Here is a 21,293-nt window from a genome sequence, read left to right as displayed (position 1 = left end):
TTTGCTTGAGTGATTGGGTCGGCCGCCCCTTCATCTCTTACACTATTATTATCGTCACCATGGAGGAATGTTTAATAGGTTTAATCTTTTTTTATTTAGTTTTTTTCGTTTTTTGACATGAATTTTAGGAGGCCTGAGATGTCCTTTGATGCCTGCTGGTTTTCGCTGGTGATCATGTCGTAGATTTCTTTACGGTAGATTTCGACGTTTTTTGGTGCCTTGATGCCGATTTTGACCTGGTCGTTTTTAGACGCAACGATGGTGATTTCGATATCGTCACCGATTTTGATGGTTTCGCCGTTTTTTCTTGTAAGTACAAGCATATCTGGTCACCCCTTTACCTTTTCAAAGATTGGGTGTTTCGTTTTATAATCAAATGTATGCAGAATCACTTGCTTGGCCTTTGAATTTTTAATGTTAATAATGACTGGTGCCTGCAGGTTGGCGGTTGTTTTTTCAAATGGATCCTGAACCGTTAAGATGGAATAAACCACTACATCCTTTTCTGACTGCAGATTTAGTTCTTCTACCACCGAATCCTCCAGCTGAAAATCATATTCTTTAAAAAAGTTAAATGGAGAGCTCAGGATAAATGCCAGCTGCGGTGTTTCCACCGATTGCAAGACCATAAAAACCTGGTCATCCGACAGCGGGATCAAGGTGAATTTCTTTTCATCCGGGAAACCGGGAATTCCTTTCTCAAATTGCAGGAGCTCCGTTACCTCTACTTCCCCGTGATATTTTGTTTGGATCTTCATTTTGTTCTCCTTCCTCAAATGGACTGCTCGTAATTCGTTCCGATATATTTCAGGTTGTCAAAGTCGATTTTTAATGAAGCATGGTTCTTTAATGAGACTTCTGCCTTGCCTGGCTTGTAGCTGATTTCCGGCTTGTTCATTTTGCTTTCAATCACCGGTTTGTTTACTTTCCAATTTATCTCCACTTTTCCAGGGCTGTAATCAACCTTTACACTGCCGGGAGAAGGAATCCAGCCAATATTGAATGGCTTTGTATCATCCAAATTCCGTTTGGCCTGTGAAGCAATTGGGTTTCCGCCGTTTTCAATCATCATCATTTCATTGCCTTCCTGAATCCGGCGGGAGATGCCAGCAAGCAGGTCACTTCGTCCTTGCTGGGCATCCATCTCGGTTTTCCGGGCAACGGAAATCATTCCGACATCCTCGCGTGCTTTTGTCTGGTCAATCGTCAGCCTTGAGGGTGTCCGTTCGATTGACAAATCCGCTTTAGGCTGTTCGATGGTGAGGTCAGCGGGACGCTGCTGGATTTCCAGCTTGGCGGGTGTGGTGCGGATTTCGGTCTGCGCAAAGGTAGACTGCAATCTGATCTGCGGCAGCTGCATACTTTATTCCCCCTAGAGAAAAAGCTATTCCCCTAGAGAATAGCTTTTTAAAAGATTCTGTTTATCGTAAAAAGTCCATCAATGTGGGCTGGATGATTTTTGCACCGGCACTGAGGGCGGCACGATGGACGCTTTCCTGGGTGGTCAAATCAATGATGACTCTTTCCAGGTCAACATCTTCATTATCAGAGAGCACCCTTGAGGCCATGATTTCCTGCTGGCCGATCCGGGACTCGACCATTTCGAGGCGGTTGTAGCGGGCTCCAAGCTCGGAACGCTCGGCCAGCAAGCCGCTCATCTGTTTATCTAGGTCTTTTAGGAGTGAGTCTAAATTAAGTTGTGCTGGATCAAAGGTGGAAGCTGATTCACTGCTTGGATCCAGCACCGCCTCAATTTTACCCAAAACATCGAAGAGCTCCTGGCTAAACACGTTTTCCGGATTAATGTTCGCTGTCAGGAATACGCCGCGAGAAACTTCCACACGGTAATCCTTGATTGCCGGGCTGCCTACATTGTCTGCAACTGTAGGAGGGCTATCCTGCACAACCACCGGATTCCCAGTGTCGGAGCCGTGAAAAATGTATCGTCCTGCCACCTGAGTGTTAGCAACATTGACAAGGTCTGCCTTGATTTGACCGATTTCCTTGGCCACCGCCTGCTTGTCCTCGGGACTGAGCGTTCCGTTGCTTCCCTGAATAACGAGCTCCCTGACCCGCTGGAGGCCATCGTTGGCATGTTCGAGGCCTGCTTCCGAGTTTTCCATCCAGAGATACAGCTCGGAAAGGTTTCGCTTGTATTGTTCTACCTCTGAAAGGTTTGAACGGTAGTACATTCCCTTCATCGCGACAACCGGGTCGTCCGAGGCTCTTGTAATCTTTTTGCCGGTGGACAGCTGATCCTGAAGCTGCCCCATTTTCCGGTAGCTGTCACTGATATTTTTAAGCGAATTAGAAGAAATCATCGATTGAGTTATTCGCATTTACTTCACCTATCTTCCGCCAGTTCCCATGCCGTTGATGACTTTGTCAAGCAGCTCGTCCACCAGGGTGATCATCCTGGCCGAGGCATTGTAGGCATGCTGGAACTGGATCATGTTGGACATTTCTTCATCGAGTGAAACGGCACTGACGGATTGGCGGCGCGTTTCAACTGCTTCTTTTAAGGAACTGGAGTTTAGCGAGAGCCGCTCTGCTTCCTGAGAAGAAACAGCCATTCCGCCGATCACACCTTCATAAAAGTTCCGGAAGCTGGCCTTCTCATTATTGCCGCTGTAATCATAGGCTTCATTAATGATGTTGGCAAGCTTCAGTACATTGCTGGCATCTCCCAAAGTCGGGTTTGCCGCGTTTGCGGTCGCAATATTATCTAGGCTGTTCTCAATGTTTTGAGCCAGCTTGATTTGACCTGCAAATCCTTTGCGGTCCGCCCCCTCTTCAAAGAATGGATTGGAAGCATTGGTGCCGGAAGCAATCTCGTTCGGGCTCATGCCTTCTTGATGAACCTTATTGAATTCTTTTGCAAAGGTAAAAGCCAAATCATCCAGCTTCGCGAGCATGTCTGGATAGACTCCTTTAACACCGTCTGCTGTATCGTACCCGAAAGAGTCAATGAGAGCTTTCAGCTTTCCATTGGCAGAGGCAAAATCAAAGCTCTTCCCTCCGACAGTTGTCGTTCTCACTGAACCATCACTTCCGTCGAAGTTGATCTTCATTTCATTGTAGCTGCCGCCATTCACCAGTGTGGCATCACTGCCGCCTGCGAGCTTAATGACCGCCTGTCCCTGCGCCATCTTGCTGGCATTTCCGCCTGATGGAGTATATTCCACTTTAATGTTGGCGAGGGTAGAGAGCTGGTCAATCAGCCTGTCCCGCTCGTCGTAAAGATCATTCGGCAAATAGCCGTGGGGCTCAATGCCTCCGATTTGCTTATTGATCTCGCTGATTTGGTAAGCGATCGAGTTGATCTCTTTCTCCGTCACGGAGATTTCATTTTTCAAATCAGTTTGAATGGATGTCAGCGAGCTATGAAGATAGTTGAACGTTTCGGCAACGGCCACACCGCGCTGGCGGACAACCGAGCGAGCACCTGCATTCTGCGGGTTGACGGCCAGGTCCTGCAGCGACTGCCAGAACTGGTTCATTGTTTCGGCAAGACCTGAGTCCGACGGCTCGTTCATGACTTCTTCAAGCTTTTGATAGGCTTCCGCACGAGATTCCCAGTATCCAAGTTTATTATTTTCATTGCGGTATTGAACATCCAAAAAGTCTTCCCTGACACGTCCAATTGAGCCAGCCTGCACCCCCGTACCGACCTGGCCGGGAATTTGCGGCCTGTTCATCGAAGCAGCCGGATAGGGTTCAGTCTGTTCAAAGTTCACGCGCTGCCTCGTGTATCCTGGTGTATTCGCATTGGCGATATTATGGCCTGTTGTATTAAGTGCGCTCTGCTGCGTAAACATTCCGCGGCGCGCCGTTTCTAAACCCATAAAGGTAGAACGCATCTGTTGTTCCTCCGATTACTATGCTTTTGAGTTGAAGAGTCCTGATGTGGGGCCGGCTGCTTTTGGCTTTCCAGCCGGTGGTCCGTACGTATAGGTTTCCTTCTGGGGCATGACCAGGCTCCGGGAAAAGTTAATGAACTGAAGGGACTGGTGAATCAGCTCCTGGTTCAGGGAGTTCACTTGCTTGATTTCTGAAACAGCCTCCAAGAGTTCGTCCCTAAGTTTTAACAGGACAGGCTTCTCTTGAGTGTTTGCTTGTTCAGCGATCTCTCCCACCGCTGGATTCGGAGTTCCAGGAAGGAGGTCGCTGCAAAGACTGAGCCGCTCCTGTTCAAGCCTTCCAATGGCGGCTATGTGAGTCTGCTCATCTTTTATTAGCTGCTGAAGGGCTGCCATGTCCCCCTGTTTCACAATCTCTGTCTTTTTTACCGAAAGCTCCAGCAGGCTTTTATGGAGCACAAGCAGCTTATTCATGTTGGAAATCAGTGATTCAGTGGACATTGGCTACCTCCAAAAGAAAGACTCGCCTCATAGACGAGTTTTATTTCTTATAAAAATCTAGTAAGCTTTTAGCTGTTTCTTTCGCATCCATCTTGTAGGTTCCGTTTTGAACCTGAAGCTTCAGTTCCTCCACCTTCGCTTTGCGCTCGGCGGAAATCTGGGACAGCTGCTGCATTTCCTTTGCTGCGGATGAGATTTCGACCTTATCCGTTTTTTTATCTGTTCGAGCGGCAGCACCGTCCAGCTTGTTCATCTGCTTTTTATATGGATTGATTCCTGATGGACCAAAATTGTTAATTTTCATTTTCCAAAGACCTCGCTTTCAGACCGACTAGTATCTTACTAGTATTATCGGTCATTTGAGCATTATTTTAACTACAAAAACCATTTTGAAACTTTGTGCCTATTTTCTTTGTGTGAAAAAAGTCGGATTGCTTCGTTCCCGTTTCCGCTCTTCCTCGTGCTCATGCTGAATCAGGTCATTTCTCAGTTCCGTTGAGCAGGATGCACACAAACGGCCTTCTCTTATGATTGTCCCGCATTTGTCACAGGGATAGCCCAGGTTCGGGAACTGTGCTGTCTTTAGCCGTCCGGCTTTGACAAATTTTAAAATCAGTTCTTCCGGAACCCCGGTTGCTTCTACAATCTGAAGCGTTGTTGCCGCCCAGTTCTCGCGTTTTCTCATATATCTGTATACCAGGTCGAAGGCTTCTTCTTCCTTCTTCCAGCATTTCTCGCATACAGCGCGGAATTTATTTTTTAAGTAGATTTCTCCACAGACAGGGCAATTCGTTACATCCACTGCCTTTCCCCCTAACATGTTCATTATAGCCCTCATAGAATTGGTACTCAACGGGCCAAGGTGAGGGAATAGATGCTTCCTGCGCCATTCTCCTTTAAAATCTTGGCTGCATGGCGCAGCGTGGAGCCCGTAGTATATATATCGTCAAAGAGCAGAATAGTTTTACCGTTAATATCAGGGATTTTTTCAGGAATCATCTGGAATACCTGGGAAAGGTGGATACGGTCGGTCCGCGACTTCTTTGACTGCTTTTCTGTGTGAATTCTGGAAAGCAGAGGTGTAGGCTGGAGGCCGCTTTCCAGAATCAGCGCTTCCGTTTGGTTAAAGCCTCTTTCGTACTGCCTTTCTGGACTTAAAGGAATGGGGACAAGGCAGTCGAATAGCATGGATTTCACGGCCGAGGCGATGTCCGGCTTAAACCCTCTGGCCAGCACGTAATCTCCGCGGTATTTGAATCTGGCAATGATTTCTTTTAAAAAGTCATTGTAGTGATAAAGGGAAATGTTTTGCGTGAGCAAGCCGGACCAATGGGGATTCTCCTCCCATCTGATGCAATCATAGCAAAGGTTTCCTTTCCGGAACTCCGCTTCCAAGACCTTGCTGCAAATCCTGCAAGTATCCCCTTTAAGTGGCTCGAGCCTGTTTTTACACCCACCGCAAATGTATTCTCTTTCTGTTTTGAGGAATACGCTTCGCCAACTGGCCGCCGTCTTCAGCTCTCCATGGCAAAACAGGCAATGTTCGAAGGCGAACCAGTTCATCCGTCAATCAGCCCTCTCGTTTCCGCTTCTTTATTCATCGCGACAATCTGCTTCTTCGCCTGCAGCATTTCCTCGGTTTTTCCATAGTGAAAAAAAGTGATATCACCAGTTGGGAACTGGGCACTCCTTCCGACACGGCCGGAAATCTGAACCAGGGCACTTTCCGTAAAGATTCGGTCCTCCGCTCCGAGAACAGCCACATCGATATTCGGGAAGGTGACACCCCGCTCCAGGATGGTCGTGGTTAAAAGCAACGGAACTTCTTTGCTGCGCATTTTCATGACTTTTTCTTTGCGTTCCGGGTCTTCGGCATGAACGGCTTCAATATCTGGATGGAGTTTGCGGAACAGCGGGAGCATTTTGTCCATTGAGGCAATCTTCGGGGTGAAAATTAAGGCTTGCTTACCTTCATTCAGTCTTTGTCTCGCCCAGCGGAGAATATTTTCGGGCAGTCGGCCCTTAGAGAGCTGTTTCTCCCAATTGCCGCACCAAACAAATTTAGGGACAGGAAGAGGACGGCGGTGGTACCTGGCCGGAATGGTGACATAATCCCGTTTCCCAAGGCGGCAGTCCCTTTGCCATTTCCGGCTTGGGGTTGCAGTCAGGTAAATGAGCGAGGAGTCCGGTTTCCTGGCCTGCTGTACGGCATATTTAAGGGTTTCATCAACAGAGTACGGAAAGGCATCCACTTCATCGACAATCACTGTATCAAAAGCCCGGTAGAAGCGAAGCAGCTGGTGAGTGGTAGAGATGGTAAGCGGAGCATATTTATGGCGGTCTTCGCTTCCTCCGTAAAGAGAGGCGACTTCGATGTGCGGGAAGACAGCTTTTAAGCGGGGTGTCAGTTCAAGGACGACATCCGTTCTCGGGGTTGCAATGCAGACTCTCCCTCCCTGTGCCAGGGAATGCTCAATCCCTTTAAAAAGGACCTCCGTTTTTCCTGCGCCGCAGACGGCCCAAAGAAGCAGCTCCTTTTTTTCGTCAATCGCATGAACCACCCGCCGGGATGCTTCGCTTTGCCCTTCTGACAAGCTGCCTTCCCACTGTAAGAGGTTTTTGGAGTGTTCGTGAGCTGGTACAGGGCCTGTCCAGCTAATTAGCGGGGTGCAGGAGCTGACCCTGCCCATCATCAGGCACTGGCGGCAATACACACAGGGCTCCCCGCAACGTGAACATGGAAAGCTTGCAAACCAGTTGGGATCCTTCGTGCCGCAGCGCAGGCATTCATGTGTGCTTCCGTTGGTCTCAATTCCCTTTCGATAGGAAAGCATGCCATTTTCATAGTGGTTTTGAATTTCTTCCAGCGGAAATGGAAGATCGTCCAGAAGTAGCTGTTTTCCGGAGAGAAGTTTTTGAAGCTCGGGATTGCAGACGAAGGAAGAATTGCCTGGAATAACAGGTAGATGGGTGATCTTTGAAATAGAAAGAGTATCTTGAGAGGTTAACAGAAGAGGTGCAGGGACTAGTTTGTTCGTTTGGAGGGCAAATCTCATAAAAGCGTCCTCCAATTTTGCGTGATATTCATGAGTACCTCCTTAAAAGTTGATTTACGTTTCTATTATAAATGAATTTCAATCTATTTTTATAAAGCAGTTCTGACAATTTTGGTTCATTTGCAACGCTGGGTAATTCTATGATTGAAGCCTTTGATTTTATCCGATGTTGTACCATTTATTCCTGATCGGACTTGCTTATATTCCCGATGTTGAACGATATATTCCCGATGTGAATCGCTTTATTCCCGATGTTGAACGATATATTCCCGATGCGAGCTTATTTATAACAGCATTATATTCCTAACAGGAGTAAATTATTGTAAATTATCAATGCAGTTCACTCGCAACCATAACAAAACGCCACTCCCCAAAGGAGAGTGGCGCCAAAACTCACTTCTTATACCAGCCCATGCCCATTGAGCCTTCCCCTAAATGGGTTCCGATAACAGGACCGAAATAGCTGATCATGAATTCGACATTTGGGTACTTGGCCTGCAGCTCGCTTCTCCACTGCTTTGCCTCGTCTTCCCGGTTGGCATGGATGATGACGGCACGGTATTCTTCGCCGCTGCCTGCATCTTCTCCTAAAAGGTCGACCACCCGGTTCAAGGCCCGCTTGCGTGTCCGGACTTTTTCAAATGGCTCAATCTTTTTATCAACAAAGTGTAGTAACGGCTTGACCTGAAGCAGGCTTCCGATAAAGGCCTGTGCGCTCGACAGCCTGCCGCCGCGCTGCAGATGGCTTAAATCGTCGACCATGAAATAGGCCCGGGCCGATTCCTTGACTTCAAACAGCCGGGCAACAATTTCTTCTGCCGTGTGGCCTTTTGCTGAAAGCTCTGCGGCTTCCAGCGCGTAGAAGCCCTGGACCATGCAGCTGATTTCGGTGTCAAACGGGAACACCTTGATTCCTTCGACCATGCCGGCTGCGGTGACGGCCCCCTGGTAGGTGCCGGAAATGCCGCTTGATAAGTGTATCGAGATGACGGCATCGTACTCCTTGGCCAGCTCCTCGAACAATTCAACGAAATGCCCGATTGGCGGCTGGGACGTGGTAGGCAGATCGCGGGTTTTAACTTCTTCATAAAATTCTTCTGCGGTAATATCTATTTCTTCACGATAGGTTTCAGTTCCAAAGATGACACTTAACGGAATCATGGAGATTTTGTGCTTCTCCCTCAATTCCTTTGGGATGTACGCTGTACTATCCGTTACAACTGCCGTTTTCATATATTCTGTTTACCTGCCTTTTTTATATACAATATGTACAAACCCCATTTTATATGAAATTGTTTCAAATTGCATTCATTAGTGTGAAAAGACAGGGTAAGCTGCTGGAATACGGCAAATTACCATCAGGATTAGGTCTAGCCGGCAAATGAGATGCGGGACACTAATCCTCTCCTATTCAGTTCTTCTTCAATCAGCTGGATAAAGTGATTTTCAAGCTTCAGCTTGAGTGCCTGGTTGTAAACGTCCAGCAATTTCTCATCAGCCAGAGAGTCAAAAGTAGAAGTCACTAACTATCACTCCTTGTAAATTCTACTATTATTATATCGAAATTTCCCTCTCGGCTGTAAAAAACTGTTAGACAACTCTCTCGGTTTTGCGACAAAAACCGCGAATTGACATAAAAAAGACACATTCGCCTCGGCAAATGTGTCTAATCTCCTATTGAGGTTTCTCGCATTGCTTATCTTACTTCTACCCAGCCATTCTTGATTGCAACGACTACAGCCTGGGTACGGTCATTTACACTCATTTTTTGAAGAATGTTGCTGACATGGTTTTTGACGGTTTTCTCACTGATGAACAGCGCTTCCCCAATACCGCGGTTGCTTTTCCCGTCAGCCAGCAGCTGAAGGACTTCGCATTCCCTGCGTGTCAGCAGATGCAGCGGCCTGCGGATTTCAACCGGGGAAATGTACTGATCCCCTGACAGCCCCTGGTCCGCCGAAAGACGCCGGTACTCTTTTACAAGATTATGGGTAACCTTTGGATGGAGGTACGAACCGCCGTCCGCCACAACCTTAACCGCATCGATCAAGGCATCGGCATCCATTTCTTTTAAAAGGTATCCTGTTGCCCCAGTTTTCAATGCGTGGGTCACATAGTTCTCATCGTCATGGATGGAGAGAATGATCACCTTTGCATCGGGGTATTTTTCAATTAAGTGGCGAGTCGCATCGACCCCGTTTGTGTTTGGCATGTTGATGTCCATAATGATCACATCGGGCTCATGGGCCTCATAAAGTCCAATTACTTCACAGCCATCATCCCCCTCGGCCACAACCTCGAAAGAATCTTCAAAATCGAGAATCCGCTTTACCCCTTCTCTGAATAGCTGATGATCGTCAATAATGACTATTTTGGTTGCCATACGTACGCCTCCCTATGCCGTCTGTCTCTATTTTTATATATCACCGGAACAGGAAGCGGCAGGCTCCTGTTCCTATTATTCCCGATTTGCAACCGGCACCTGGATCATGACCAGCGTCCCGCTTCCAACCTTTGAATCAATGGAAATTTCCCCATCGAGCAGCTCGACCCGCTCTTTCATTCCCAGGATCCCAAAGGACTCAGGCTTCGTTTTCTCCTGATCAAACCCATTGCCGTCATCCTTAATAATAACGGAAATAACGCAGTTCTTAATTTCCAGCTTTACCTGAATCAGATTCGCATTCGCATGCTTGAACGCATTCTGAACGGACTCCTGAATCAGTCTGAACAATGCGACCTCGTATTTTGCCGGAAGCCGCCGGTCTTCCCCGATATTGACAAACTGGATTTTTGTCGTCTTATGATACTCTTCGATCGTCTGCAAATACTTTTTGAGGGTTGGAACCAGTCCCAGGTCATCCAGGGCCATTGGGCGCAGGTCATAAATAATCCTCCTGACCTCATACAAAGCAGACCGGACCATCTTTTTTAAGCTGCGGATTTCAGCAATTGCCTCTTCTCCGCTTCTTTCCTTATAGATCTTTTCTATTAAATCGGAACGCATCATCACATTGGCCAGCATTTGAGCCGGCCCATCATGGATTTCCCTAGATAAGCGCTTCCGTTCTTCCTCTTGGGCTTCAATGATCTTCAAGCCGAAATCCTGCTTTTGCTTGGCATTCTCGAGGGCTTGTCCCATTTGACGGATATCGCTCATCATGTAGTTCATGACAACGCTAATCTGGGATACAAGGGATCCGGCTCTCTCAATTGTTTCGCTCAGGCCAATCAACCGGCGCTCAAGATCATCGCGGCGCTCCCTCAGCTGCTTTTCCTGCTGGCGGTTCATCGTCAGCTCCATCTGCAGCTTATGAGCCACCTCATATGCCTGCCGGACCTCTGCTTCGGTATAATCCTTAAAATGCTTGCTTACTTCAGACAGCCGTTTCCGGGCAAACCGGACCTTCGTCTCAAGCTTGTCCCCGTCATGGATGATCAGCGCGACCATCCTCTTGACTTCTTTTAACTCATCCGTGATTGTTTCATAGTCATGGCGGCATTGCTCCCCGATCCGGAAGATTTCATCTTTGCTGCTCCCGACCGTTTCAATCATACTTTCCAGAATATGATCGAGCGTATTGGCGTCTAGTTTTCTCAATCCCATTATCATTCCCCCACGGGCAGCACTTAATAGTATTTTAGCCTGAAAAATACATAGTTACTAATGATGACTATGGAAAATATGCCAATTTATCACAAATTCGGTAAAAAGGCATAGAATCAGCTTTCCATGCTATGTAATATATCCTATAATTTTAACAGTTACATCCATCATAATCGGAAACCCCTGTTGACATCCACTAAAAAAATATACCAAATTATGCGCCTGGGATACCCCTATTATATCATTGTCTCTATTTACGAATATTAAAGTTTAGTTACATTGCCTAGAGAAATGTAACTAGGAAAGGGACTGAAAGTATAATGATGGGAGGGGGCCTGTACGACGAATGGCTTAGATTCTACAAAAAATTGTAACTTTTTCGCCATTCATCCGTCTTATGGGGTATGGGCTTTTTTAAAAATAAAAGGAAGAAAAACAGCAAATATTGTAGAATAGAGCCAGGACGTTTTTAGAAAGGAGCCATTTACATGCTTCCCCGTTATCTTACGGTAAAAGGCTATGGCGAAAATGAAATCATCATTCAAAAATCAAGATTTATCGCCTACATAGACCGGGCTGAAACAGAAGAGGAAGCCCAGGAATTCATTCAAAAAATTAAAAAGCAAAACTGGGACGCTACCCACAATTGCTCCGCCTATCTCATTGGCGAGCAGGATCATATCCAAAAAGCGAATGATGACGGTGAACCGAGCGGCACAGCGGGGGTTCCCATCCTTGAGGTTCTTAAAAAGAAGAAGCTGAAAGACACCGTTGTCGTAATCACCCGATACTTCGGGGGCATTAAGCTTGGGGCAGGCGGCCTGATCCGTGCTTACGGCAAAGCAACTTCAGAAGGGCTTGCCGCCACTGGAATCGTCGAACGCAAGCTGATGGCCATCATGCATACCACGATTGATTATACCCTTCTTGGAAAAGTCGAAAACGAATTAAGATCCTCAATTTATACCATCAAAGACATTCATTATCAGGATAAAGTGGAAATCGAAGCTTATGTTGAGGAAAATCAGACGGAAAGCTTTACTGCCTGGATGGTTGAGCTGACAAATGGCCAGGGTGAAACCCGCCAAGGTGAAACACTATATCAAGAGGAAGCTTACGAAGGATAAAGAACTGGCAAAAAATACGATTTACGAACAGGTGAAAAGATTGTAAAATGGAGGATAGGTTTCATTTTAAAATCAAGGGTCAATGGACCTTATTATAATAGTAGAAAAGGAGATTCATATGTCAGAAAATAGACGAGCCAATCTTCATCATCCTAAGAAGAAGAAACGAAAGAGAATTGTACGCTGGATCTTAATGCCTCTCCTGCTCATTACTGTGACAGTTGGAGCCTATGGAGCTCACCTGTACAGCAAAGCTGAATCGGTCATTAACAAGTCCTATCAGCCAATCGACCGCGAAGGCAAACGGGCGAACGTAAACCCCTTTGAAGAAAACATTTCCGTTCTGTTCATCGGTGTTGATGACAGTCAAAAGCGCAAGCTTGAAGGAAATACCCGGACTGACGCAATGATGCTTGCTACTTTTAACAAGGATGACAAATCGGTCAAATTGCTGAGCATCCCTCGTGACTCTTACGTATACATTCCAGGCCAGGACGTTTATACAAAAATCAACCATGCCCACGCCTATGGCGGAGTGGAAATGACGCTTGATACGGTTGAGAACCTTCTTGATGTTCCAGTCGATTATTATGTGAAAATGAACTTCAATGCCTTCATGGATGTCATTGATGCCCTTAACGGAATTGAAGTCGACGTGCCGGTTACCTTTACGGAACAGGATTCAAAGGATAAAGCAGGCGCCATCACCCTCGAAAAAGGCCTTCAGACGCTGAACGGCGAGGAAGCCCTAGCTTTGGCAAGAACACGTAAAATTGACAACGACATTGAACGCGGAAAACGTCAGCAGTTAATCATTAAAGCCATCATTTCAAAAGCTGCTTCCGCTAAATCGGTTGCCAACTATACCGATGTCATGGAAGCAATTGGCGAAAACATGAGTACAGACTTAAGATTCAATGAAATGGTCTCCTTCATCGACTATGCGACAGCAGGCAATAAATTAAGTACCGAAACATTGAACCTGGCTGGAGCAGACTCCAGGATCAACGGCATTTACTACTACCAGCTGGACGAAGCCGCACTGGCACAAACCAAGCTTGAGCTGCAAACCCATCTGGGACTTGCCGAGACAACGACAGAAGCAGATTCAGTCACAACTCCTGAAACTGGAACAACGACAGACACAGGAATAACAACCGATCCCGCGACAACAGAAACAACCCCTTCTTACTAAGAAGGGGCTTTTTTTTGTGATGATTCTGGCTGGGAGTGATGGGCGCTTTAGTTCTGCACTGCAACAACGGGGGTCTGGCACCCTTTAGTGCTTCACCTAATCAGCGGGGGTCTGGCACGCTTTAGCACTTCACTTAATCAGCGGGGGTCTGGCACGCTTTAGCACTTCACTTAATCAGCGGGGGTCTGGCACTTTTTTTAATGAGAAACCGGTGACAAATGTGTAAAATTGACCTTTTTTCAGGGTTTCTAGGTTCGAACCGGCGTTTTTCTGTTTCGATGTGAGGGCGATTGGGTAATTTTAGGAGTGAAAACCAGCTCCATCTAGGCTATATGACCAGTCGGTTCCCTGGTCTTAACGGGGAAAGACAAGTTATGCATCAAATAATTTAGTTTATGCATCGTTCCCGGCGTGTTATGCATCGATTATTTCAGGTTATGCATCGATTATTTCAGGTTATGCATCGATTCCCCGTTTTTATTGAAAAACCGGTGACAAATGTGTGAAAGTGACCTTTTTTCAGGGGTTCTAGGTTCGAACCGGCGTTTTTCTGTTTCGATGTGAGGGCGGTTGGGTAATTTTAGGGGTGAAAACCAGCTCCATTTCGGCTATATGGCCGGTCGGTTCCCTGGTCTTAACGGGCAAAGACAAGTTATGCATCAAATAATTTAATTTATGCATTGTTCCCGGCGTGTTATGCATCGATTATTTCAGGTTATGCATCGATTCCCCGTTTTTATTGAAAAACCAGTGATAAAGGAGTGACAATGACCTTTTTTGGATTCAAAACCAAGCTTACTCGTAACCTTTGGATATGCCGTTATTACAGAAAATTCTGCGCCCTTCTTATTAGTATACTGCTTTGAATCAACCCATCCTTTTTACGAGGGTCAGGCACGCTTTAGTTCTGCGCTGCAACAACGAGGGCCAGGCACGCTTTAGGGGAATAAAGTTTCAGGCAGTAAAAAACCCGGCTTCGGTTAGCCGGGTTTTGTTTTGCTCTATCGGTTCTTTGCGTATTTGTTTGCCCTCATCATGTTGAGAAGCGGCCTGTAATTTTTATCGACGAGGCCGACGCTTTCGACAATCAGCTCGATCGCCAGCAGGATGATGGTTAGAATCAGCAGAGAGCCCCACATCGTTGTCAGCGAGAAGATGAAGGCGGTCAGGCCAAACATCGCGGAGATTGCATAAATGAGCAATACGGTTTGTTTATGGGTATATCCAAGGTCCAGGAAGCAATGATGAAGATGAGATTTATCCGGCGCCGACAATGGCGCCTTTTTCACCAAACGGCGAACGATGGCAAAAATCGTATCGGTCATTGGTACTCCAAGGATAATGACTGGAATGATAAACGAGATGAACGCTACGTTCTTGAATCCCAGCAGTGATAGAACAGCGATCATGTAACCCAGGAACAGCGCCCCTGTATCCCCCATAAAAATCTTGGCAGGATAGAAATTGTAAAACAGGAACCCCAGCGTACTGACGAGCAGGATAAACCCGATGGTCATGACATACACATCACCCATGACAATCGCCATTCCGGAGATTGAAATCAAGGCAATGGATGAGACACCAGCAGCCAGACCGTCAAGGCCGTCAATCAGATTGATCGCGTTCGTTACCCCAACAATCCAGATAATCGTGATCGGGACAGCTAGGACTCCAAATTCGAGCACTCCACCAAAAGGAAGGTTAATGAAGTTAACCTGGACGCCTCCCCAGAGGACAACAACGAGGGCTGCTGCAATCTGGTTGAACAGCTTCACCTTTGCTGAAAGCTCGAAGATATCGTCTAATATTCCCGTTGCGACAATGATGACACTGCCCAAAATGATGGCGAGGTGATACTGGCTGTCGGGATTCATGATCAGAATCCCCAGCATAAAGCTTATATAAATAACAAGTCCACCCATGCGCGGCATGATTTTTTCGTGGACCTTCCGATTATTCGGTTTGTCAGTAGCTCCAAGACGAAACGCCAATTTCTTGATCATTGGTGTGATAAGGATGGAGCACACAAAACATAATATTAAGGTCATGTAAAACATATTGCCCCTCCTGGTAGATAGGATGCCCCAAAGTACGGTGTTAAATCAGGCGTTTTTTTAAAACCTTCATTCAAACGTTTTTAATTATACCATATAGCCATACTTTCAACTACGATTTCCAAAATGATAATTTAATAGTTTTTTTACAGAAACTTTACCCTGATTTATCATTTCTAACCCATTTTTTTGTTACCATCTTATTAGACGGTAGAATTTTAAAAAAGTTTCATTCTTTTGTGCGTTAAATTACTTTAAGCTGCGCTTATATTTAGCGACCTCGAAAACGAAAGCAGGCAGCGCCAGCATCCTTCTCCATCTGGAAGGCTGCTTCACCAGCCGGTAGAGCCATTCAATATTAAGCTTCTGCCAGATTTCAGGTGCTCTTTTTGCTGTGCCTGCAAGGACATCGATGCTTCCGCCGACCCCAATAAAAATCCCGTGTGCAAAAGTATCGATATGATCAGCAATCCATCGTTCCTGGCGCGGGAATCCAAGGGCCACAAGAACGATATCAGGCTTTAGCTCTGCGATTTCTTCCTGGATTTCTGTATCCTTTTCGTCAAAAAAGCCATGATGCCTTCCGGCTAAAACGGCTTTAGGATACTTTTCTTTAATACTTTCGGCCGCTGCCTTATTAACTTCTTCTCTTCCCCCAAGCAGGTACAGGCTCCAGCCGTTTCGATTGGACAGCTCCAGCAAACGGACTGTCAAATCAAAGCCGGTAACACGCTCGGAAATCGGCTCCTGCATCATACGGGACCCAACCAGGATACCTACCCCGTCTGGCACCACAAAATCAGCCCTCAGCACAGCCTGTTTATACTCCTCACTTTGAAGAGTATGCATGACGATCTCAGGATTTGCCGTAACGAGAAAAGTTTTTTCCTTGCTTTCAATTCGATCTACAATAATATCGGCCATTTCTTTAAATGTTTTATTTATAAAGGGGATGCCGAGAATGTTTACATGTCTTTTTTTCATTGTTTAACTCTCTTCTCTAAAAAATTCACTATTAACAATAAGGTACCATCTATGACCGTTAAAATAAAGCCTGTTCCACCGTTAAATGAAACAGGCTTTGGTATTATCGATTACTTGCTTTCCGTTAAACCATTATCGGTCAACGCGCTTTTCATCGCAGGAATTTTACCGTCAGCGGAAGTCGTGTCATCCTTTTTGAACAGCCAGTTGAGCGAAGGCTCAACAAGCGGCTTGAACACCGCCCGGACAATTGGAAGTGAAACAGCCCAGCAGAGCACCAGTGCAAACAGCAGCCCCACTGAAATCACAAGTGCCGGATTTTTTGCAGCTTCTTCCGGCATCATCGGACGGAAAACGCGAATAATATTGGTGTGAATGAGGTAAACAAAGACTGAGTAGATCCCAATATGATTAAAGAACGGAATTTTCTTATTCATCGGAACCAGGAAGAACAGCGAGATCGACAGAAGAACTACGAGTCCATACAAAGCAACATGAAAAGCCGCCCCCTTGATGAAGGACCACTCAAAGTAGCTGTAGGATTCTCTCATGAATAAAAACTCGGTTCCCTTGGGAATTTGGGTATAGTACAGCATGCCTCCAAGGTAAACCAGCAGGACAGCAAGCGCAGTCCAGCGTACAGGCGACTTCAGCCCTTTTGCCTTTTCACTTAAAGTATGCAATATTTGTTTTTCGGATAGAAGATAGCCAATTAAAAAGTACGGATAAAAGTTAACAAGCTTCCGAAGCGAGAACCAGCCTGTCACATTTTCAGCATAGCTGATCAACAAGGCAAGTCCAATGCTGATCAGAACCGGATGCTTTAGTTTTAAAAAGTATGGTGTAACAACTGACCAGACCACAATGCCAAGCAGATACCACATTGTCCAATACGGTTCAAATATGGAGAATATCCGTCCTTCAGGTGTGAGTGTCAAGATTGCCTGTTCCTTTATTAGCTTTGACAGGATTCCATGGACCAGCTGCCAAATAAAGAAGACTGATAATAGCTTTACCACCCGATCAAATTTATTGGGACGGTAGAAATATCCGCTAATAATAATGAACAGCGGCATGTGGAAAAAGTAGATGACATCATAAAGATATTTGACAGATTCATTGCCTGCTGTATGACGATAAACCTCGATAGCATGCCCAAAGACGACCAGGAAAATAAGGAGGCCTTTGATGTTGTCAAACCATGGAATCCTTTTCAACTTCATAACCCCCTCGAAATGTTTATGAATCTAGTATAATTTCAGCTAAATGAATTGGTGCCCCAAAAATTTCTATACCCAGCATTGCTGGTGCTTAAACAAAAAAATCTAAAATAACGTTTTTTTTCAAAAGTCATTTTAGATTTTAATTTTTATTTACCAAGTGTTGCGGCTGGACCGCTTTGCTTGCGCATGACTTCTTCACGGAACTTGCGCTGTTCCTCCTTCGTCATGGCTTTGTATTTTTTAAGAAATTTTTCATACTCGGGAATGACCTCTTTGACAGGCCCATAGTCCTTAATTTCCCCATACTCAAGCCAAAGTGCACTATCACAGAACTCCTTGATCTGTCCCATGGAATGGCTCACAAAAAAGATTGTTTTTCCCTTTTCCTTGAATTCAAACATTTTGTTCTTTGACTTTTGTGCAAAAGCCTGGTCTCCTACCGAAAGAGCTTCGTCGACAACCAGGATATCGGGATTGACGGTAACAGAAATGGCAAATCCGAGCCTGGATTTCATCCCGCTGGAATACTTTTTAACAGGCTGGTCGATAAATTTGCCAATATCGGCAAACTCAATGATTTCCGGTTCCATTTCTTTAATCTCTTTTTTCGTAAAGCCAAGCATCAAACACTTTAATTCAATATTATCCCGTCCTGATAATTGATTGTTCAGTCCGGAAGCAATGGCGATCAGGGAGGTTTGTCCAATTGTCTCCACTGTGCCGGATGTCGGAGGAACGACGCCGGCGATAATATTGGAAAGCGTCGATTTCCCGGAACCGTTCACTCCCACAAGCCCGATGACGTCGCCCTTTTTGGCAGTAAAGGAGATGTCCTGCAGGGCATAAAAATCCTCTCCATATCCTCCTGGCAAAATAACATCAAGGAGCTTTTCGGACGGCTTGCTGTGCATTTTATATTTTTTATAGACATTTTTCACAATGACTGTTTCACTCAAGAAATGGTACCTCCATTTTACATATAGTCAACAAAATGGTTTCTGAATTTTACATGCAGAGCTGAACCGATGAGCAGCATCACAATCACCACTCCCCAAAAATAAAGTGTCAGCTGCGTATTTTCAACCAGATACCAGGATGTCCCAAGCAAGGATGCCCTGTAGCCCTCTACAATATAATACAGAGGATTGATCATGATGACCTGCTTGATCCAGCCGCTCGGCTCCCATAAAAGCGGAGTCAAGTAAAGGAGCATTCTTACAATGGATGTGACAACCATGTGCACGTCCCGGACAATGGTTGATAAAGTTGACGTAATTAGTGATAACGAAATCAATAGCATCAGCGTACAAAATATGAAATAAGGGAGCTGGACAAAATATGGTGAAATCGTATAATCCGTAAACTGCAGAATAATGGTCACCAGAGCAACCAGCATAAGATGAGAATAGAGCTTTGAGACAATGACATAGGTAGGAATAACACTCATTGGAAAGCTCATTTTCGAAATAAAATTAATCCTTGTATAAATCGATTTCGAAGCTTCGATAATGGATTGGTTAACAAAGAACCAGACGACCATTCCGGAGAGCAGCCAAAAGACAAAAGGCACTCCATCCACTGGATCGCCGCCGCGGATTCCAAAGCCGAAAACAAACCAGTAGATGGCAAGCTGGATGGCTGGATTGATCAATTCCCATAGCATGCCAAGATAGTTGTTATTATTAGCACTTTTCAACTCAAATAAAGATAATCTTCTAATCAGATAAAAGCTGCTTATCTGCTCCTTGATGACCGTAAACATTGACTTCATGCTCAAAAACCTTCCTAAACAATTTAATCTGTTCCTCATAATCGAAAATCATCAAATAAAAACTTCGAAGTAACCCCCCGAAGCACCATTACAGTTTATCATATTGTGGTTCATTATACTAATACCCAAATGTTACAGGTTTATAACGCTGTGCGCCTCTGGCCCTCCGAAATAACAGCTTCCTTTTCGAAGAGGTAGCCCACAAGGTTTTCACTTGAATGCCCTGCAGAATATCGGTTCCATTTAGCGGCATATTCCTTAATCTCTTCCAGATTAAAATTGTCCTCCTTGATGAGGGCAATTATATCCTTTGTATGATTCACTACTGGACCGGGAACGGTATGTTCATAATTGTCCATTAGTCCTCTTTCCTTTTTATACTGCTCTAAATCATAAGCAAAGAAAATCATGGGCTTATTCAATAAAGAGAATTCATATGGGATTGAGGAATAGTCCGTAATTAGATAATTAGCAATTAATAACAGCTCATTAATATCGTATTTGGAGGAAGAATAATTATAGACAAATCCAGGATACAGCTCTGAGTAATCAACAGTCCCTTTGATGGCGGGGTGAAGTCTCAAAAGAACCACATAGTCCTCCCCAAGTTCACGGGACATTTCATCCAGCTCAAGCTCCATTTTAAATTCGTCGAGCTGATTGTCACGGTAAGTTGGAGCATACAGCACTTTTTTCTTGTATTTTAACACCGGGTTTTCTTTTATCAGCGTGTCAATAATCTGGTTTTGCGTTCTTTCATCATAAAAAAAGTCGGTACGAGGGATCCCCGTTCTTAAAATACGTTCCTGGGGAAGATTAAAAGCATTCATAAAAATATTGGCCATCACATCGGAACCGACGATGACTTTGTCAAATTTGTCGTAAACACGCAAAAAGCGCTCCTGCGCTCTTTTGCTGCGGTATTTAACAGACTGGTCTTCGAGCCCGAACTTTTTCAATGCACCAGACGCATGCCACAGCTGGATGCACTCTGTACCTTCTTTAAAATCTGTCACGGCTAAAAAGCCAAAATAGTTATCAATAATGATATATTTAGAGGTTGCTAAATGGTAAATGGACTTCAAGAAAGAAGCTAGATTCCCAGATTCAAAGGGAATTAAATCAATGTCTCTGCATTCCTGGAAATGGGAACCCGCAGCCCCTTTGTAAAGGACAGCGACCTCTACATCGATGTCTTTCCTGCGAATTTCGTCATAAACATATTTACTGTTATCACCGAAGCTGACTGTAAATGTGACTTTGTTTTTCAGAGGGAACATTTTAAAAATGTTAAAAAGAACCTTAAACACCGTTAAATACAATGTGATAAGTATTTCTCTCATCATTTTTCCACCCCCTGTAAATCTGTTTTGATTTTAGTTGTGGAAACCCCCGTTGTCCTGGGCAGATAAATGACATCGCAGTGTTCTTTCAGGAAGTCAAAATGGCCTTCCCAATCGCTGCCCATCACGAAGATATCAACCTTGTTATCAAGAACATCCTTTACCTTTTGGTCCCAGGAGTTCTCCGGAATGACCCGATCAACATAGCGAATCGCTTCAAGGATTAATTTCCTGTCTTCATAGGAATGGTAGGACTCTTTATGCTTTTGAAGATTGAACTCGTCGGAAGAAAGCCCTACAATCAGGAAATCTCCAAGCTCTTTCGCCCGGCGCAATATATTGATATGCCCCGCATGAAGCAGGTCAAATGTTCCATATGTTAATACTGTTTTCAAATTAATTTCATCTCCTTACCAAGTTTACAGGTGAAACCAGGTAATGACATTATATCTATTTTTGTCGAAAATGGATCGCTTAAGGGTGCTAATTCTAAAAAAATTTATTTTAAATCAGGCTACTCCTCATTATATTACTCGATAAATGTTATTTCAAACCCAATATAAGGATTTCAT

At 45.0% G+C, this 21,293-nt stretch carries 23 protein-coding genes and 1 pseudogene; 3 read left to right on the top strand and 21 right to left on the bottom strand.

The window, feature by feature from the left end:
- Positions 1–95: 95 nt before the first annotated feature.
- The 10 genes from csrA to EV146_RS05970 all read right to left on the bottom strand — a co-directional run bounded on the left by csrA (position 96) and on the right by EV146_RS05970 (position 7,417).
- Complete coding sequence (gene csrA / locus EV146_RS06015) at positions 96–323, bottom strand: carbon storage regulator CsrA (protein WP_132003333.1); 228 nt, start codon at positions 321–323, stop codon at positions 96–98.
- Positions 324–329: 6 nt separating this feature from the next.
- A complete protein-coding gene (fliW, locus tag EV146_RS06010; protein WP_132003330.1) occupies positions 330–758 on the bottom strand; it encodes a flagellar assembly protein FliW in 429 nt (142 codons plus the stop codon).
- 14 nt (positions 759–772) lie between these two features.
- The gene (locus tag EV146_RS06005) at positions 773–1,360 is read right to left on the bottom strand and encodes a DUF6470 family protein (RefSeq protein WP_132003327.1); all 588 of its coding nucleotides are present in this window, start codon (positions 1,358–1,360) and stop codon (positions 773–775) included.
- A gap of 61 nt (positions 1,361–1,421) precedes the next feature.
- The gene (gene flgL / locus EV146_RS06000; RefSeq protein ID WP_132003325.1) at positions 1,422–2,339 is read right to left on the bottom strand and encodes a flagellar hook-associated protein FlgL; all 918 of its coding nucleotides are present in this window, start codon (positions 2,337–2,339) and stop codon (positions 1,422–1,424) included.
- Between the two features lie 9 nt (positions 2,340–2,348).
- Positions 2,349–3,860, bottom strand: a complete 1,512-nt coding sequence (gene flgK / locus EV146_RS05995; RefSeq protein ID WP_132003323.1) for a flagellar hook-associated protein FlgK — start codon at positions 3,858–3,860, stop codon at positions 2,349–2,351.
- A gap of 18 nt (positions 3,861–3,878) precedes the next feature.
- Positions 3,879–4,361, bottom strand: a complete 483-nt coding sequence (locus EV146_RS05990) for a flagellar protein FlgN (protein WP_132003321.1) — start codon at positions 4,359–4,361, stop codon at positions 3,879–3,881.
- 40 nt (positions 4,362–4,401) lie between these two features.
- Positions 4,402–4,665, bottom strand: a complete 264-nt coding sequence (gene flgM / locus EV146_RS05985) for a flagellar biosynthesis anti-sigma factor FlgM (RefSeq protein ID WP_132003319.1) — start codon at positions 4,663–4,665, stop codon at positions 4,402–4,404.
- Positions 4,666–4,764: 99 nt separating this feature from the next.
- The gene (locus tag EV146_RS05980; RefSeq protein ID WP_241993826.1) at positions 4,765–5,163 is read right to left on the bottom strand and encodes a TIGR03826 family flagellar region protein; all 399 of its coding nucleotides are present in this window, start codon (positions 5,161–5,163) and stop codon (positions 4,765–4,767) included.
- A 47-nt stretch (positions 5,164–5,210) separates the two neighbouring features.
- On the bottom strand, positions 5,211–5,924 hold the full coding sequence (locus EV146_RS05975; protein ID WP_132003317.1) for a ComF family protein: 714 nt from the start codon (positions 5,922–5,924) through the stop codon (positions 5,211–5,213).
- Positions 5,921–7,417 (bottom strand): ATP-dependent helicase ComFA, encoded by a 1,497-nt coding sequence (locus EV146_RS05970; protein ID WP_132003315.1) that lies wholly within the window; start codon positions 7,415–7,417, stop codon positions 5,921–5,923. Before EV146_RS05970 ends, EV146_RS05975 begins: the two co-directional genes overlap by 4 nt.
- A gap of 166 nt (positions 7,418–7,583) precedes the next feature.
- On the opposite strand from EV146_RS05970, the gene EV146_RS26830 reads away from it, so the two are divergent.
- Positions 7,584–7,724 (top strand): hypothetical protein, encoded by a 141-nt coding sequence (locus EV146_RS26830; protein WP_158287023.1) that lies wholly within the window; start codon positions 7,584–7,586, stop codon positions 7,722–7,724.
- A gap of 86 nt (positions 7,725–7,810) precedes the next feature.
- Here EV146_RS26830 and EV146_RS05965 read toward each other — a convergent pair whose 3' ends face one another.
- The 4 genes from EV146_RS05965 to EV146_RS05950 all read right to left on the bottom strand — a co-directional run bounded on the left by EV146_RS05965 (position 7,811) and on the right by EV146_RS05950 (position 11,024).
- Positions 7,811–8,650 (bottom strand): DegV family protein, encoded by an 840-nt coding sequence (locus EV146_RS05965; protein WP_132003313.1) that lies wholly within the window; start codon positions 8,648–8,650, stop codon positions 7,811–7,813.
- 137 nt (positions 8,651–8,787) lie between these two features.
- Complete coding sequence (gene sda / locus EV146_RS05960; RefSeq protein ID WP_241993825.1) at positions 8,788–8,940, bottom strand: sporulation histidine kinase inhibitor Sda; 153 nt, start codon at positions 8,938–8,940, stop codon at positions 8,788–8,790.
- A gap of 173 nt (positions 8,941–9,113) precedes the next feature.
- Positions 9,114–9,800 carry a response regulator gene (locus EV146_RS05955; protein WP_121611011.1) on the bottom strand — a complete coding sequence of 229 codons (687 nt, stop codon included), beginning with the start codon at positions 9,798–9,800 and terminating at the stop codon, positions 9,114–9,116.
- Positions 9,801–9,875: 75 nt separating this feature from the next.
- Entirely contained in the window at positions 9,876–11,024 is a 1,149-nt protein-coding gene (locus EV146_RS05950) for a sensor histidine kinase (RefSeq protein ID WP_132003311.1), read from the bottom strand.
- 488 nt (positions 11,025–11,512) lie between these two features.
- Here EV146_RS05950 and EV146_RS05945 point away from each other — a divergent pair, with 488 nt between their 5' ends.
- Both EV146_RS05945 and EV146_RS05940 read left to right on the top strand, forming a co-directional pair.
- Positions 11,513–12,151, top strand: a complete 639-nt coding sequence (locus EV146_RS05945; RefSeq protein ID WP_132003309.1) for a YigZ family protein — start codon at positions 11,513–11,515, stop codon at positions 12,149–12,151.
- Between the two features lie 118 nt (positions 12,152–12,269).
- Complete coding sequence (locus tag EV146_RS05940) at positions 12,270–13,346, top strand: LCP family protein (RefSeq protein WP_132003307.1); 1,077 nt, start codon at positions 12,270–12,272, stop codon at positions 13,344–13,346.
- Between the two features lie 1,001 nt (positions 13,347–14,347).
- On the opposite strand, the gene EV146_RS05935 is transcribed toward EV146_RS05940, so the two are convergent.
- The 7 genes and pseudogenes from EV146_RS05935 to tagD all read right to left on the bottom strand — a co-directional run bounded on the left by EV146_RS05935 (position 14,348) and on the right by tagD (position 21,116).
- Complete coding sequence (locus EV146_RS05935) at positions 14,348–15,403, bottom strand: glycosyltransferase family 4 protein (RefSeq protein WP_132003304.1); 1,056 nt, start codon at positions 15,401–15,403, stop codon at positions 14,348–14,350.
- A gap of 246 nt (positions 15,404–15,649) precedes the next feature.
- Positions 15,650–16,384, bottom strand: coding sequence for a WecB/TagA/CpsF family glycosyltransferase (locus EV146_RS05930; protein ID WP_132003301.1), 735 nt, complete (start codon positions 16,382–16,384; stop codon positions 15,650–15,652).
- A gap of 110 nt (positions 16,385–16,494) precedes the next feature.
- Entirely contained in the window at positions 16,495–17,601 is a 1,107-nt protein-coding gene (locus EV146_RS05925) for an acyltransferase family protein (RefSeq protein ID WP_158287022.1), read from the bottom strand.
- 176 nt (positions 17,602–17,777) lie between these two features.
- Positions 17,778–18,563, bottom strand: a pseudogene (gene tagH / locus EV146_RS05920) (teichoic acids export ABC transporter ATP-binding subunit TagH); the annotation flags it as partial.
- A gap of 17 nt (positions 18,564–18,580) precedes the next feature.
- Positions 18,581–19,378, bottom strand: coding sequence for an ABC transporter permease (locus tag EV146_RS05915; RefSeq protein ID WP_132003292.1), 798 nt, complete (start codon positions 19,376–19,378; stop codon positions 18,581–18,583).
- Between the two features lie 140 nt (positions 19,379–19,518).
- Complete coding sequence (locus EV146_RS05910) at positions 19,519–20,724, bottom strand: CDP-glycerol glycerophosphotransferase family protein (RefSeq protein ID WP_132003289.1); 1,206 nt, start codon at positions 20,722–20,724, stop codon at positions 19,519–19,521.
- A complete protein-coding gene (gene tagD / locus EV146_RS05905) occupies positions 20,721–21,116 on the bottom strand; it encodes a glycerol-3-phosphate cytidylyltransferase (protein WP_132003286.1) in 396 nt (131 codons plus the stop codon). The genes EV146_RS05910 and tagD overlap by 4 nt, the downstream gene beginning before the upstream one ends.
- Positions 21,117–21,293 lie beyond the last annotated feature (177 nt).

Origin of the sequence: Mesobacillus foraminis (assembly GCF_004340465.1) — a bacterium.
Classification (GTDB): Bacteria; Bacillota; Bacilli; order Bacillales; family Cytobacillaceae; genus Mesobacillus_B; species Mesobacillus_B foraminis.
The sequence above is the reverse complement of the archived record's forward strand: the minus strand, read 5'-3'. Positions and strand labels throughout refer to the sequence as shown.